Source organism: Micromonospora sp. NBRC 110037, assembly GCF_001652995.1.
In the GTDB taxonomy this organism is placed as follows: Bacteria; Actinomycetota; Actinomycetes; order Mycobacteriales; family Micromonosporaceae; genus Micromonospora; species Micromonospora chalcea.
Genome location: NZ_BBVA01000015.1, coordinates 53,893 through 67,015 on the forward strand (window position 1 = coordinate 53,893; position 13,123 = coordinate 67,015).

12 protein-coding genes are annotated in these 13,123 nt (G+C 74.3%); 7 read left to right on the forward strand and 5 right to left on the reverse strand.

Annotated elements, in window-relative coordinates; genetic code table 11:
- Nucleotides 1–11: 11 nt before the first annotated feature.
- Complete coding sequence (locus A4R25_RS29135; RefSeq protein ID WP_064448762.1) at nucleotides 12–599, reverse strand: DUF1684 domain-containing protein; 588 nt, start codon at nucleotides 597–599, stop codon at nucleotides 12–14.
- A gap of 114 nt (nucleotides 600–713) precedes the next feature.
- Between A4R25_RS29135 and A4R25_RS29140 the strand changes: the two genes are divergently transcribed.
- Nucleotides 714–1,196, forward strand: coding sequence for a MarR family winged helix-turn-helix transcriptional regulator (locus A4R25_RS29140; RefSeq protein ID WP_043325045.1), 483 nt, complete (start codon nucleotides 714–716; stop codon nucleotides 1,194–1,196).
- An 11-nt stretch (nucleotides 1,197–1,207) separates the two neighbouring features.
- Nucleotides 1,208–2,194, forward strand: a complete 987-nt coding sequence (locus tag A4R25_RS29145; RefSeq protein ID WP_043325046.1) for a pirin family protein — start codon at nucleotides 1,208–1,210, stop codon at nucleotides 2,192–2,194.
- Nucleotides 2,195–2,238: 44 nt separating this feature from the next.
- Here the strand turns inward: A4R25_RS29145 and A4R25_RS32055 are convergent, their stop codons facing one another.
- Nucleotides 2,239–2,367, reverse strand: coding sequence for a hypothetical protein (locus tag A4R25_RS32055; RefSeq protein WP_255292629.1), 129 nt, complete (start codon nucleotides 2,365–2,367; stop codon nucleotides 2,239–2,241).
- Nucleotides 2,368–2,506: 139 nt separating this feature from the next.
- Between A4R25_RS32055 and A4R25_RS29150 the strand changes: the two genes are divergently transcribed.
- On the forward strand, nucleotides 2,507–4,096 hold the full coding sequence (locus A4R25_RS29150; RefSeq protein WP_064448763.1) for a phospholipase D-like domain-containing protein: 1,590 nt from the start codon (nucleotides 2,507–2,509) through the stop codon (nucleotides 4,094–4,096).
- Here A4R25_RS29150 and A4R25_RS29155 read toward each other — a convergent pair.
- Entirely contained in the window at nucleotides 4,045–4,782 is a 738-nt protein-coding gene (locus A4R25_RS29155; RefSeq protein ID WP_064448764.1) for a hypothetical protein, read from the reverse strand. The two genes, A4R25_RS29150 and A4R25_RS29155, sit on opposite strands and share 52 nt — an antisense overlap.
- A gap of 287 nt (nucleotides 4,783–5,069) precedes the next feature.
- Between A4R25_RS29155 and A4R25_RS29160 the strand changes: the two genes are divergently transcribed.
- Nucleotides 5,070–5,891, forward strand: coding sequence for a SigB/SigF/SigG family RNA polymerase sigma factor (locus tag A4R25_RS29160; RefSeq protein ID WP_043325049.1), 822 nt, complete (start codon nucleotides 5,070–5,072; stop codon nucleotides 5,889–5,891).
- A 139-nt stretch (nucleotides 5,892–6,030) separates the two neighbouring features.
- Complete coding sequence (gene hrpB / locus A4R25_RS29165) at nucleotides 6,031–8,535, forward strand: ATP-dependent helicase HrpB (protein WP_064448765.1); 2,505 nt, start codon at nucleotides 6,031–6,033, stop codon at nucleotides 8,533–8,535.
- 3 nt (nucleotides 8,536–8,538) lie between these two features.
- Here the strand turns inward: hrpB and A4R25_RS29170 are convergent, their stop codons facing one another.
- Nucleotides 8,539–9,264: a PP2C family serine/threonine-protein phosphatase gene (locus tag A4R25_RS29170; protein ID WP_043325052.1), complete on the reverse strand. Its 726-nt coding sequence runs from the start codon at nucleotides 9,262–9,264 to the stop codon at nucleotides 8,539–8,541.
- 214 nt (nucleotides 9,265–9,478) lie between these two features.
- Here A4R25_RS29170 and A4R25_RS29175 point away from each other — a divergent pair, with 214 nt between their 5' ends.
- Together A4R25_RS29175 and A4R25_RS29180 are read left to right on the forward strand one after the other, a co-directional pair.
- Nucleotides 9,479–12,085, forward strand: a complete 2,607-nt coding sequence (locus tag A4R25_RS29175; RefSeq protein WP_064448766.1) for a glycoside hydrolase family 9 protein — start codon at nucleotides 9,479–9,481, stop codon at nucleotides 12,083–12,085.
- 44 nt (nucleotides 12,086–12,129) lie between these two features.
- Complete coding sequence (locus tag A4R25_RS29180; protein ID WP_043325054.1) at nucleotides 12,130–12,450, forward strand: multidrug efflux SMR transporter; 321 nt, start codon at nucleotides 12,130–12,132, stop codon at nucleotides 12,448–12,450.
- 12 nt (nucleotides 12,451–12,462) lie between these two features.
- On the opposite strand, the gene A4R25_RS29185 is transcribed toward A4R25_RS29180, so the two are convergent.
- The gene (locus A4R25_RS29185; protein WP_064448767.1) at nucleotides 12,463–12,984 is read right to left on the reverse strand and encodes a DinB family protein; all 522 of its coding nucleotides are present in this window, start codon (nucleotides 12,982–12,984) and stop codon (nucleotides 12,463–12,465) included.
- Nucleotides 12,985–13,123 lie beyond the last annotated feature (139 nt).

Sequence of the window (13,123 nt, forward strand, 5' to 3'; positions counted from 1 at the left end):
CGGCCCTCCCCTCATTCGTGGTACGCGCGCTCGCCGGCGCGCAGCGGCACGTCCACCCGGTTCTCCGGCGGGGCCAGCGGGCAGGCCCACCTGTCGTCGTAGGCGCAGCTGGGGTTGTAGAGGTAGTTGGCGTCCAGCCGGACCCGGTCGCCGGGCAGCACGGTCAGGCCGCGGCCGAACGTGCCCTTCACCGTGTCGGTGAGGTACCGGCCCCCGCCGTACGACCCGTCGCCGCAGGTGGCGTCACGCACGGGCAGGAAGAGCCCACCCCCGTACGCCTCGATCCACCAGAGCGTGAGCGGTCCCCACGGCGTCTCCGCGACGGCCACCCGCCGGTACGCGACCACGCCGTCCGGGCCGCCGGTGTCGATGCGCAGCTCGCCGGAGGCGGCGCGCAGCGGCGCCTCGACCACTGCCGACGGGTCGGGCGGGTACCAGCGCAGTCCGGTGAAGCCGGGCCGTTCGGCGGGCGGCACCGGGCTGCTGGGGTGGGTGCGGAACAGCTCGTCGCGGGCGGCCCGGAAGCCGGCCAGGTCGAGGTCGGACAGGTAGAGCGCCGCCACCCGCTCCCGCCAGTCGAACAGGTCGAGATCGTCCATTCCCCGACCCTAGCCGGGCGGCCCGTTCAGGTTTTAAGAAGCCCCCTAAGGCGCGCTGGTCCGCGCACGCCAGGGCCACTTGTTTAAATTTTAAATAGTGCTACTCTCGGAGCCATGACGGAGAGCCTGGACGCCGAGCGGATGGCCTGCTGGCGCGCGTACATCGAGTCGAGCCAGCGGCTGTTCACCCGGCTCGAGGACGACCTACGCGCCGACAGCGACCTGAGCTTCGCCGACTACCACGTGCTGGTGCTGCTCTCCGAGGCGCCCGGCCAGCGGCTGCGCATGGGGGAGCTGGCCGACCGGCTGGTGTTCTCGCCGAGCCGGCTGACCTACCAGATCACCACGATGCGCAAGCGCGGACTGGTGGCGAAGGAGGCGTGTCCGGCCGACCGGCGCGGCAGCGAGGCAGTGCTCACCGCGGCCGGCCTGTTCGCCCTGCGCGAGGCCGCGCCGCACCACCTGCGCTCCGTGCGCGCCCACCTGATCGACGACCTCGACGACGCCGAGGTCGCCTGCCTCACCCGGGTCTTCGAGCGGCTCGGCCGGCGCCTGCGCGCCGACCGCACCGCGTCGTCCGTCCCGGCCGACAAGTAAGGAGCCCCGCGATGCCCGCGATCACCGTCGACGACGTCCTCGTCCTGCCCCGCCTGCCGAAGCTCGGCGAGGCCACCGAATACCGCTCCGTCCGCCGGGTCGCCACTGCCCCCAGCGGGTACGAGGGCGAGGGTTTCCCGGTCCGCCGGGCCTTCGCCGGCGTGCCGATGACCGAGCTGGACCCGTTCATCCACCTCGACCAGATGGGCGAGGTCGACTACGCGCCGGGCGAGCCGAAGGGTACCTCCTGGCACCCGCACCGCGGCTTCGAGACGGTGACCTACATGATCGACGGGATCATGGACCACCAGGACTCGACCGGTGGCGGCGGCACCATCACCGACGGCGACACTCAATGGATGACGGCCGGAAGTGGCCTGCTGCACATCGAGGCGCCGCCGGAGCACCTGGTGATGAGCGGCGGGCTGTTCCACGGCCTGCAGCTCTGGGTCAACCTGCCCAGCATCGCCAAGATGAGCGCGCCCCGCTACCAGGACATCCGCGGCCGGGAGTCGGCGCTGCTCACCACGCCCGACGGCGGCGGCCTGATCCGGGTCATCGCCGGGGAGGTCGCCGGGCACCAGGGTCCGGGCTCGACGCACACGCCGATCACCATCGCGCACGTCACGTTGCAGCCCGGCGCCGAGCTGAGCCTGCCGTGGCGGTCGGACTTCAACGCGCTGGTGTACGTGCTGGCCGGCCGCGGCACCGTCGGCACCGACCGGCGGCCGATCCACCTCGGCCAGCTCGCCGTGCACGGGCCCGGCGAGGCGCTGCGGATCACCGCCGACCGGACGCAGGACTCCAACGCCCCGGCGCTGGAGCTGTACCTGATGGGCGGCCAGCCGATCCGCGAGCCGGTGGCGCACTACGGCCCGTTCGTGATGAACACCCGCGCCGAGCTGATCCAGGCGGTCGAGGACTTCCAGGCCGGCCGGCTCGGGGTGATCCCGACCGGGCGGGTGCCGCACAGCGACGGCCAGGGCGACCGGCCCTGACCTGTCAGGGGCGCCCCGGTCCGCCGGGGCGCCCGGCCGCGGTCTCAGGAGACGGCGAAGATCCCGGCCACCCCGAGGATCACCATCAACAGGACCGCCACCAGCGCACCCCGCTCCCCCTCCACCGCCTGGTCGCGGTCGTCGGTCACGGTGTTCGTCGTCTCGGCGGGCATGTCGGTGCCTCCTCGGTGTCGCGATCCAGGGGTCCGGCGTCCCCCTGGCGCGCGGCACCCACGCGACCTGCTGCTCGCCGTGCGGGGTCCTGCCGGGGGTCCTACCGTGTGAGGACGTCGTCGACCTCGGGGGTGGAACGTGACTCTGCGGGACTGGTTCCTCACCGCACAGGAACGCGCCAACCCGGGGTCTGAGTTACCCGTCTGGACCGATGGAAACCTCGCCGAGCCGTTGATTCACGGAGCCGCGTACTTCGACCGCCTGGTCAGCGAGGTGGAATCGCTCACCGCGGGCGATCATCTGTTCTTCACCGACTGGCGCGGCGACCCGGACGAGCGGATGCGCCCGGACGGCCCGACCGTGGCGCAGTTGTTCGCGCGGGCCGCCCAGCGCGGGGTGATCGTCAAGGGCCTGATCTGGCGCTCCCACCTCGACACGCTGTCCTACAGCGAGGCGGAGAACCGCGACCTCAGCGAGGCGATCCGGGCGGCCGGCGGCGAGGTGCTGCTCGACCAGCGGGTCCGGCGCGGTGGCTCGCACCACCAGAAGCTGGTGGTGCTGCGCCATCCGGGCGACCCGAGCCGGGACATCGCGTTCGCCGGCGGCATCGACCTGTGCCACAGCCGCCGCGACGACGCCGGCCACGCCGGCGACCCGCAGCCGATCGGCATGTCCCCCCGGTACGGCCCCACGCCGCCCTGGCACGACGTGCAGCTCGCGGTGCGCGGGCCGGTCGTCGGCGCGCTCGACACCACGTTCCGGGAGCGGTGGACCGACCCGATGCCGCTGGACTCGGAGAACCCGATGGCCTACCTGCGGGACCGGCTGCGCGGCTCCGACCTGCGCCCGGACCCGCTGCCCGAACAGCCCGCCGACCCGCCGCCCTGCGGGCCGCACCACGTGCAGGTGCTGCGCACCTACCCGGCGGTGCGGCCCCGCTACTCGTTCGCCCCGGACGGCGAGCGCACCGTGGCCCGCGGCTACACCAAGGCGGTACGCCGGGCCCGGCGGCTGATCTACCTGGAGGACCAGTACCTCTGGTCGACCGAGGTGGCCGAGCTGTTCGCGCAGGCGCTGCACGAGCATCCGGACCTGCACCTGGTGGCGGTCGTGCCCCGGCACCCGGACGTGGACGGCCGGCTCGCGCTGCCGCCGAACATGGTGGGCCGGGAGCAGGCGCTGTCGCTGTGCCACCGGGCCGCGCCGGAGCGGGTGCACGTGTTCGACGTGGAGAACCGCGACGGCACGCCGGTCTACGTGCACGCGAAGGTCTGCGTGGTGGACGACGTGTGGGCCAGCGTGGGCAGCGACAACTTCAACCGCCGCTCCTGGACGCACGACAGCGAGTTGTCCTGCGCGGTGCTCGACGACACCCGGGACACCCGCGCGCCGGCCGACCCGGCCGGGATGGGCGACGGCGCCCGGGTGTTCGCCCGCGACCTGCGGCTGCGGCTGTGGCGCGAGCACCTGGACCGTGATCCCGGCGGCACGCAGGACGACGACCTGCTGGACCCGGCGGACGCGGTGGCCGCGATCACCACGGCGGCGGAGGAACTGGACCGCTGGCACGCCGGGGGCCGGGCCGGTCCCCGTCCGCCGGGCCGGTTGCGGCCGCACCGCCCGGAGCGGCTGCCCTGGCGTACGCGGCTCTGGGCGCTGCCCGCGTACCGGCTGGTCTACGACCCGGACGGCAGGCCGCTGCGCGCCCGGCGGGCCGGCACCTGGTGACGGTCGCTCACCTCGTCGGGCACGTTCGGACGGGCCGGATAGGCGAACGAGACCCGGGGCGAGTAGAACCCCCAGCACACGTGCAGCGGGTTGGCCGGCCGCAGCGCGTGGACCGGATGCTCCGGCGCCGGAAACTCCACCGACTCGACCTCGAACGGTGACACCGGCTCGGCCACGTACGGATAGTCGGTGACGATCAGCTCGCCGTCGCGGCCGGTGAGGTAGCGGTGGTGGCCGTTGTGGACCTCGGTGCCGGTGTGCCCGACCCGGGCGGTGACCCGGATCAGCAGCGTGCCGTCGCCGGCCCGGGTCTCGGCGGTGAGCCGGTCGCCCCGCAGGTCCAGGCGCGTCTCCCCGGCGGCGGCGGGCGCGCCCCGTGCGGCGGCGTACCGCCGGACCCGCTCGCTGGAGGAGAAGTAGTGGGTCCACCAGCCACCCGGCGTCCCGCCGTCGGGGGGATCCATGTCCGCCAGTGAGACGCCCAGGTAGGTGAGCGAGTACGCGCCGAAGCCGGAGGTCTGTGTCTCGTCGTCGACCACGTACTGGTTGACGAAGACCTGACGCTGCGGGTGCGGACGCAGACCGGCGGGCAGCAGGGTCTCGACCACGCCGGGATCCGCCGGGAGCCAGCTGAACAGCAGCGTCCGGGCGTTGATGACGAGTTGCGGCGCGGCGGGATCCAGCACGGTGCCTCCGTTGACGTGTCGCTACGGACGGTACGGGCGGTCCCGTCGGCGGGACAACGACAGAAAGGCGACACTTCGCCCACCTGTCGGATTCCGCGTTGACCGATCGGGGCGCGCTATGCCCGGAAAAACGAGGTCCATACCCCGCCACACCTTAAGTACATCGTACTTTCGGCTAGATTTCGGCAGCACGATCGGGCTATGGTGGCTCCCGAACGTACTACGTCACCTAAACCTGAGCGTCACGTCTTTTTTCTTCCGCGGACGAGGTGCAGGGAGGACCACCCATGACCGCCCACACGATCAGCGCCCCGGCGACCACGCCGGCCGGCTCCGCGAAGCTCGACCCCCGCTCGCTCACCGACAGCGCCGCCGACCTGCTCGCCGCCATGGCCGCGCTGCCGGCCGGCCACCCCTCGCGGCCCGCGCTGCGCGACCGCGCCATCGAGGCGTGGCTGCCGCTGGCGAACCACCTGGCCCACCGCTACAGCGGCCGCGGCGAACCGAACGACGACCTGGCGCAGACCGCCGCGATCGGCCTGATCAAGGCGATCGACAAGTTCGACCCGTCGCGCGGCGTCGACTTCGCCGGCTACGCGATCCCCACCATCATCGGTGAGCTCAAGCGCCACTTCCGCGACCGCACCTGGGACATCCGCGTCCCCCGCCGGTTGCAGGAGCTGCGCCTGGCGATCTCCGACGCCAACAGCACGCTGCTCCAGACGCTCGGCCGCTCGCCGACGGTCGCCGACATCGCCGCCCACCTCAAGCTCACCGAGGAAGAGGTCCTCGAAGGCCTGGAGGGCGCCCGCGCCTACAACGCGGTGTCGCTGTCCACGCCGACCGGCGACGGCGAGCGGGCCACCGAGCTGGGCGACCTGCTCGGCGGCGAGGACGGCGAGTTCGAGCTGGCCGAGACGCGCGTCGCCCTCGGCCCGGCGCTGGCCACGCTCGACCAGCGCGAGCAGAAGATCCTCACGCTGCGCTTCTACGGCAACCTGACCCAGTCGCAGATCGCCGAGCAGATCGGCGTCTCGCAGATGCACGTGTCCCGGCTGCTGGCCCGGGCCCTGACCAAGCTGCGCGGTCAGCTCGACGGAACGTACTAGCAGGTGGCGGCGGCCGGGTCGGCGGACCCGGCGCAGCGGTCCACCCGGCCCGGTCGGCGGTGCGCCGGCCGGGCCGTTCCGTGTCCGCCCACCGGGGCCGGTGCGACAGCCCGCCGGGGGCGGGTGCGAGAGTGGGTCGGTGCTCGCCGACGTCGCCCTCGACCTGCCGGTCCGGCCGGTGCTGCCGGCACTCGTCGAAGCGCTGCGCAACCGGGGGGCCGCCGTGCTGGTGGCGCCGCCGGGCACCGGCAAGACCACCACCGCGCCACTCGCGGTCGCCGACGCCGTCGCCGGACGGGTGGTGATCGCCCAGCCCCGGCGGGTCGCCGCACGCGCCGCCGCGCACCGAATGGCCGCGCTGCTCGGCGAACGGGTCGGCGACCGGATCGGCTACGCGGTGCGCGGCGAGCGCCGGGCCGGGCCGCGTACCCGGATCGAGGTGGTCACCACCGGTCTGCTGGTGCGCCGTCTGCACCACGACCCGGAGCTGCCCGGCGTGGACGCGGTGCTGCTCGACGAGTGCCACGAACGGCAGCTCGACGCCGACCTGGCGCTGGCGTTCAGCGTCGAGGCGCGCGGCACGCTGCGCCCGGACCTCTGGCTGCTGGCGATGTCGGCCACCCCGCAGGCGGACCGCTTCGCCGCGCTGCTCGGCGCGGGCGACCCCGCCCCCGTGGTACGCGCCGAGGCCGCCCTGCACCCGGTCGAGCGGGTGTGGGCGCCGCCGCCGCGCCCGGTGACGCCACCCGGCGGTGGCCGGGTCGATCCCGCGCTGCTGGACCACGTGGCCGCCACGGTCCGCCGGGCGCTGCGCGAACGCGAGGGCGACGTGCTGGTCTTCCTGCCCGGCGCGGGTGAGATCGGCGCCGTCGCGCGCCGCCTGGCCGACCTACGCGACGTCACGGTGCTGCCGTTGCACGGACGGCTGCCCGGCCCGGCCCAGGACGCGGCGCTCACCCCCGCCGCCGGGCGGCGCGTGGTTCTCGCGACGGCGGTGGCGGAGAGCAGCCTGACCGTGCCGGGCGTCCGGGTCGTGGTGGACGCCGGCCTGAGCCGGGTGCCCCGCACCGACCTGGCCCGGGGGCTGGGTTCGCTGGTGACGGTGCCGGTGTCCCGGGCGGCGGCGACGCAGCGGGCGGGCCGGGCCGGGCGGGAGGCGCCAGGCGCGGTCTACCGCTGCTGGTCCGAGGCGGCACACGAGCGGCTCGCCCCGCAGCCCGAGCCGGAGATCGCCACCGCCGACCTGACCGGGTTTGCGCTGGAGCTGGCGGCCTGGGGCACCCCGGACGGCGCCGGCCTGGCGCTGCCCGATCCGCCGCCACCGGCCGCGCTGGCCGTGGCGCGGGAGACCCTGGGCACGCTCGGCGCGGTGGACGACGACGGCCGGATCACCGCGCGCGGCCGGGCGGTCGCGGCGGCAGGCACGCATCCCCGGCTGGCGCGGGCCCTGCTGGACGGCGCGCCCCGGGTCGGCGCGGACCGGGCCGCCGAGGTGGTGGCGATCCTCGGCGAGGACACGCTGGGCGGGACGGGGGACGACCTGCCCGCCCGCTGGCGGCGGCTGCGCGACGGCGTCGACCCGGCCGCCACCGCGCGCTGGCGCACCGATGTACGCCGCCTGCGCGCCGCTCTGCCCGCCGACGACGCCGAACGGGAGCGCCTGCCCGACGATCTGGCCGCCGGGCTGATCGCCGGACTCGCGTACCCGGAACGGCTGGCCCGGACGCGGCGGCCGGGCGGGTCCGCGTACCTGATGGCCGGCGGGACCGCCGCGGAGCTGACGCCCGGGTCGGGGCTGGCCGGAGCGGCGTGGCTGGCCGTCGCGGTGGCCGACCGCTCCCCCGGCGCGCCGGCCGCGCGGGTACGGCTGGCCGCGCCGATCGACGAGGCGACCGCCCGGGAGGCCGGGGCGGCGCTGCTATGTTCCGGGCGGGAGGTGGCCTGGACCGGCGGCGACGTGGTGGCCCGGGAGGTGGACCGGCTCGGCGCGATCGAGCTGCGCGAGCGGCAACTGACCGCGCCGGAACCGGAGCTGGTCGCGGCGGCGCTGCTGGACGGGCTGCGGCAGGAGGGGCCGGGACTGCTGCGCTGGACGCCGGAGGCGACCGGGCTGCGCCGCCGGATGGCGTTCTGCCGCCAGGCGCTCGGCGGGGACTGGCCGGACGTCTCCGACGCGGCGCTGCTCGACCGCGCCCCCGACTGGCTCGCGCCGGAGCTGGTCCGCGCCCGCCGCCGGGCCGACCTGAGCCGGGTGGACGTGGTGGCGGCGCTGCGCCGGCTGCTGGACTGGCGGCAGGCCGCCCGGCTGGACGAGCTGGCCCCGGAACGGCTCGCGGTGCCCAGCGGGTCGCGGGTACGTGTCGACTACGCCGATCCGGGCGCGCCGGTGCTGGCGGTGAAGCTCCAGGAGACGTTCGGCTGGCGGGACGTGCCGCGCATCGCCGACGGGCGGGTGCCGGTACTGCTGCACCTGCTCTCCCCCGCCGGGCGGCCGGTGGCGGTCACCGCCGACCTGGCGTCGTTCTGGCGCACCGGCTATCCGCAGGTGCGGGCGGAGCTGCGGGGCCGCTACCCGCGTCACCCATGGCCGGAGGACCCGACCACCGCCGAGCCGACCCGCCGGGCCGCTCCGCGCCGCCGGTGAGGGCTACTCCTCGACGACGTCGGCGATCACGACGGTGATGTTGTCCGGGCCGCCGGCCCGCAACGCCAGGTCGATCAGCCGGGCCGCGCAGGCGTCCCGCTCCATCTGCTCGTTGAGGACCTCGGTGAGCGTGTCCGCGCGGACGACGTTGGAGAGGCCGTCGCTGCACAGCAGCCAGCGGTCGCCCGCGCGGGGCACCATCGTCGCGTACGACGGGGAGACCTGGTCGCCCTGCAACGCCTGGGTGACCACGGCCCGCCGGGGGTGGCTGCTGGCCTGCTCGGCGGTGATCACGCCCTGGTCGACGAGCATCTGCACGAACGTGTCGTCGCGGGTGACCTGCTTGAGCACGCCCTCGCGGAACAGGTAGGCGCGGGAGTCGCCGACGTGCGCCAGCGCCAGGCAGCTGCCGGTACGGGCGAACAGCAGCGCGGTGAGCGTGGTCCCCATGCCCTGACGTTCCGGGTCCTCCTCCACCGCCTGGCGGATCCGCGCGGTGGCCAGCTCGATCGCGCCCTGGAGCGCGGCGACGAGCGCGTCCTCCGGCGTCTCCACGTCCAGCGGGGCGATCGCGTCGATCGCGATGCGGCTGGCCAGGTCGCCGGCCGCCATGCCGCCCATGCCGTCGGCCACCGCGACCAGCCAGGGGCCCGCGTGCTGGGCGTCCTGGTTGCCGCTGCGGATCAGCCCACGGTCGCTCGCTCCGACGGAACGAAGCTTCAGGGTCATGGGTCGCAGCCTGCCAGGTCGAGGGCTCGGTTGTCTGTAGGAGATCACCGACATCGTACGTGGCGCGCCGGACCCCTCCGCGAGCGGGCGCTCGGCCGAGCATCGGGCCGGATCGATTGACAGCGACGGAACGCGGTGGAAACATCGGCCTGATATTGGGAGCGCTCCCAGTTCCCGGTCTCCCCCACCACCCCCGAGCACGGAAGGAACCTCCGTGACCCGATCCCGACGTCGGCTCGCCGCGCTCGCGGCCACCACGCTGGCGCTCACCGGCCTCACCGCCGGCCCGGCCCTTGCCGAGGTGCCGCCGGACGCCCCCGAACAACTCCGCAACGGCGACTTCAGCGCCGGTGTCTCCCCCTGGTTCTCCTACGGCACCGGCGACCTCGCTGTCGTCGACGGCCGGCTCTGCACCACCGTCGCGGCCGGCACCGCCAACCCGTGGGACGCCGGCATCGGCCAGGACGCGGTGCCGCTGATGCAGGGCGCCGAGTACGAGCTGTCCTTCGACGTCTCCGCCACCCCGGGCGCGGCCGTCAAGGCGGTGCTGCAGCTCGGCAGCGCCCCCTACACCACGTACGCGAGCGTCGACGCCACCGCCACCGGCACCTCGAAGCGCGTCACCACCACGTTCACCTCCCCGGCCGAGAACCCCACCGCCCAGCTGATCTTCCAGGTCGGCGGCAGCGCCGAGGCGCAGACGTTCTGCCTGGACAACGTGTCGCTGCGCGGCGGGGAGCCGGCGCCGCCGTACGAGCCGGACACCGGGCCCCGGGTCCGGGTCAACCAGGTCGGCTACCTGCCCGGCGGGCCGAAGCACGCGACTGTGGTCACCGAGGCCACCGACGCGCTGCCCTGGCAGCTGAAGTCGGGCAGCGGCGCGGTGGTCGCCAGCGGGAAGACCACGCCGCGCGGCACCGACGCCGCCTCCGGGCAGAACGTGCAGACCGTCGACTTCTCCGCGTACCGCAAGCCGGGCACCGGCTACACGCTCACCGTCGACGGCGAGACCAGCCACCCGTTCGACATCTCCGGCGCGCTCTACGACCGGCTGCGCGCCGACTCGCTGCAGTTCTTCTACGCCCAGCGCAGCGGCATCGAGATCGACGGCGACCTGATCGGCGAGGAGTACGCCCGCCCGGCCGGCCACCTCGGCGTCGCGCCGAACCAGGGCGACACCGACGTGCCGTGCCAGGCCGGCGTCTGCGACTACTCGCTGGACGTGCGCGGCGGCTGGTACGACGCGGGCGACCACGGCAAGTACGTGGTCAACGGCGGCATCGCCACCTACCAGCTCCTGAGCACCTTCGAGCGGACCAAGACCGCCGAGACCGCCGACGGCGGCGCCGCCCTGGGCGACTCCACGCTGCGGCTGCCCGAGCGCGGCAACGACGTGCCGGACGTGCTCGACGAGGCCCGCTGGGAGCTGGAGTTCCTGCTGCGCATGCAGGTGCCGGCCGGCAAGCCGCTGGCCGGGATGGTCCACCACAAGATCCACGACCGGAACTGGACCGGCCTGCCGCTGCAGCCCCAGGACGACCCGGAGCCGCGTGAGCTGCACGCGCCGTCCACCGCCGCCACGCTGAACCTGGCCGCCGTCGCCGCGCAGTGCCAGCGGCTGTACGCCCCGTACGACGCCGCCTTCGCCGCGCGCTGCGGCACCGCCGCGAAGACCGCGTACGCGGCGGCCAAGGAGCACCCGGCGATCTACGCCTCGGCCAGCGACGGCACCGGCGGCGGCGCGTACGACGACTCCAACGTCAGCGACGAGTTCTACTGGGCCGCGGTCGAGCTGTGGCTGACCACCGGCGACAAGGCGTACCTGGCCGACGTCACCGGCTCGCCGCTGCACACCGCCGACGTGTTCGCCCCGAACGGCGCGTTCGGCTGGCAGAGCGTCGCCGCGCTGGGCCGCATGGACCTGGCCACCGTGCCGAACACGCTGCCCGCCGCGGAGAAGACCCGGATCCGCGAGTCGATCACCGCCGCCGCCGACAGCTACCTGGCCACGATCGCCGGCCAGGCGTACGGGCTGCCGTTCCCGGGCACCGCCGACGCGTACGTCTGGGGCAGCAACAGCAACCTGGTGAACAACGCGATCGTGCTGGCCACCGCGTTCGACCTGAGCCGGGACGCGAAGTACCGGGACGGCGCGGTGCAGGCCGCCGACTACCTGTTCGGCCGCAACGCGCTGAACATGTCGTACGTGACCGGGTGGGGCGAGCAGCACGCCCGCAACCAGCACAGCCGGATCTTCGGCCACCAGCTGAACCCGGACCTGCCGCGCCCGCCGGCCGGCTCGCTCGCCGGTGGCCCGAACGCCGCGCTGCAGGACCCGTTCGCGGCGAACCTGCTCGCCGGATGCGCGCCGATGTTCTGCTACGTCGACGACATCAACTCGTACGCGACGAACGAGGTGGCGATCAACTGGAACTCGGCGCTGGCGTGGCTCGCGTCGTTCCTGGCCGACCAGGGTGACGCCGGCGCGGTGCCGGCGCCGTCCTGCGCGGTCACCTACACCACGCACGGGAGCTGGCCGTCCGGCTTCACCACCCAGGTGACGGTGCGCAACACCGGCACGACGGCGGTGAACGGGTGGAGCCTGCGGTGGGCGTTCCTCGGCGACCAGAAGGTGGACCACGCCTGGTCGGCGCAGCTCGGCCAGAGCGGCGCCACGGTCACCGCGAAGAACCTGTCCTGGAACGCGAAGCTGGCGCCGGGCGCGTCCACCACGTTCGGCTTCAACGGCACCGCGTCCCGGTTCCCGAACCCGGATCCGGGGCTGGTCACCCTGAACGGGAAGGCCTGCACGGTCTCCTGACCGAGCTGACCGGACGCCATCGCAGGACCGGGTACGGTCCTGCGATGGCGTACCTCTTCCTGCTCGGCGCGATCACCGCCGAGGTGATCGGCACGAGCCTGCTCAAGGCCACAGACGGTTTCACCCGGCTCTGGCCCACACTGGGCCTGGCGGTGGCGTACCTGTCCGCGTTCGGGCTGCTCTCGCTGGCGGTGAAGGACATCCCGGTCGGCGTCGCGTACGCCGTCTGGTCCGGCCTCGGCACCGCCGCCATCATGGCGATCGGCGCGGCGTTCCTGGGCGAGCCGCTGAGCGTGGCGAAGGTGATCGGAGCGGGGCTGGTGATCGCCGGGGTGGTGGTGCTCAACCTCGGCGGCGCGCACTGAGCGCCACCCGGCTCAGGCCGCCGCGCGCAGCAGCCGGAGCTGCCCGATCTCGGCCACGTTCTTCATCAGCTCGGCGTTCACCCACGCGGCCAGGTGCGTCACGGTGAGACCGGCGTCGGCGGGCCAGGGGTACGCGGACGGCCGGTCCAGGTCGGACTCGGCCAGCCCGTCCAGCGCTTCGGTCCACTCCGTCCGCAGCTCCCGCAGCCAGGTGACCGTCTCCGCGCCCGGCCCGGGCCAGCGGATGTCGTCGCGTTCCCGCGCCGGCCGCTGCCGCACATGGTCGGTAGCGACCGACCACCACCAGCCGATGTGCCAGGTCAGCCACCCGATGGTGGGTGCCGGGACCGGGTCCGGCTCGGTGTCGGCCCAGTCGGGACGCCACCCGCCGCCCCGGCCGGGGCGCATGGTCCAGCACAGCGCGGCCGGCTCCCAGAGGAAGTCTGCCGGCTCCAGCCGGTCGAGGTGGTACTCGGCGAGCGCCCAGGTCAGGTCGAACTGCCAGCGCAGCAGGCCGGTCACGGAGGCAGGCATCGCGCGATCGTGGCACGGCAGGCGCCCGCGGTCGACCGGTTAACCCGCCGCGCGGGGTCGGCGTGCTGCCCTGGGTCGCCGTGTCGTCCCGGAAGAGAAGGGTTTCCCCTCCGGCGTTATGCCTCTCAGGCATATTTAT

Excerpts from the sequence above, each read along its gene's own strand:
- A4R25_RS29135 (WP_064448762.1), bottom strand. The coding sequence starts at position 599 with ATGGACGATCTCGACCTGTTCGACTGGCGGGAGCGGGTGGCGGCGCTC.
- A4R25_RS29140 (WP_043325045.1), top strand. The coding sequence starts at position 714 with ATGACGGAGAGCCTGGACGCCGAGCGGATGGCCTGCTGGCGCGCGTAC.
- A4R25_RS29145 (WP_043325046.1), top strand. The coding sequence starts at position 1,208 with ATGCCCGCGATCACCGTCGACGACGTCCTCGTCCTGCCCCGCCTGCCG.
- A4R25_RS32055 (WP_255292629.1), bottom strand. The coding sequence starts at position 2,367 with ATGCCCGCCGAGACGACGAACACCGTGACCGACGACCGCGACCAGGCG.
- A4R25_RS29160 (WP_043325049.1), top strand. The coding sequence starts at position 5,070 with ATGACCGCCCACACGATCAGCGCCCCGGCGACCACGCCGGCCGGCTCC.
- A4R25_RS29170 (WP_043325052.1), bottom strand. The coding sequence starts at position 9,264 with ATGACCCTGAAGCTTCGTTCCGTCGGAGCGAGCGACCGTGGGCTGATC.
- A4R25_RS29180 (WP_043325054.1), top strand. The coding sequence starts at position 12,130 with ATGGCGTACCTCTTCCTGCTCGGCGCGATCACCGCCGAGGTGATCGGC.
- A4R25_RS29185 (WP_064448767.1), bottom strand. The coding sequence starts at position 12,984 with ATGCCTGCCTCCGTGACCGGCCTGCTGCGCTGGCAGTTCGACCTGACC.